The sequence below is a fragment of the Streptomyces europaeiscabiei genome (genome assembly GCF_001550375.1).
Lineage (GTDB): Bacteria > Actinomycetota > Actinomycetes > Streptomycetales > Streptomycetaceae > Streptomyces > Streptomyces europaeiscabiei.
This window is the reverse complement of sequence record NZ_LRTR01000665.1, coordinates 1-662: the sequence shown is the minus strand read 5'-3', so window position 1 is coordinate 662 and position 662 is coordinate 1. Positions and strand designations below refer to the sequence as shown.

Annotated in this window: 1 pseudogene; it reads left to right on the top strand. The window is 76.4% G+C overall.

The features are described from left to right. Window positions 1-159: 159 nt before the first annotated feature. Window positions 160-662, top strand: a pseudogene (locus AWZ10_RS32570) (hypothetical protein); the annotation flags it as partial.

Genomic DNA, 662 nt, shown 5'->3' with positions numbered 1-662 from the left:
CTTCCGATCTGGCCAGCTGTCGTGGCCGCCTGCGGTGGTGCTGCGCGACACGGCCGCCCGGCTGACGCCGACGCGGGCGGCGCTGCGCTCCATGACGCCGGTCCTCGGCTGGACCGCGCCCGGTGACCCGCTGACCGCGACGGAGAGTGAGGGCCGCTGATGCCGGACTGGACGTATCACCCACTGCGCGGCGTGGCCGCCGCCGTCCTCGGCCGGCGCCGTTCGCAGCTGACCGCACTGCGGCTGCTGGCCTCGATCGGCTCCCGTCCCGCCGGCGCGCGGCTGATCGCCCGAGGGTTCGGCCACCGCCATCCGCCCGAGAGCCTCGCCGGCGAGATCGCCGGCGTGTCCGTGACCGTTCGCCTCGGCATATCCGTCCCGCCCTCGCTCGCCCGCGAAGCGATACGCGCCCTGCCTCCGCTCGGGGCCGGTGTCGTCGAGGTGGCGCCCGTCCGCGCGGCCGACGCGGAGACCGTACGCGAGGCCGCTGCCGGCCGCTCGATCCCGCTGGTCGTCCGTGCCTGCGACCCGGAGGCCGAGGCCGCCCTCAAACCGCATGTCGACGGCTTCACCAGCGATGACGACCCGCACGTGGTCCATGTCGTCGACCCGGCGGTCCCCGCGGCGGCCGCCGCGCTCCGGGAGCCGGGCGCCGTCGTGCT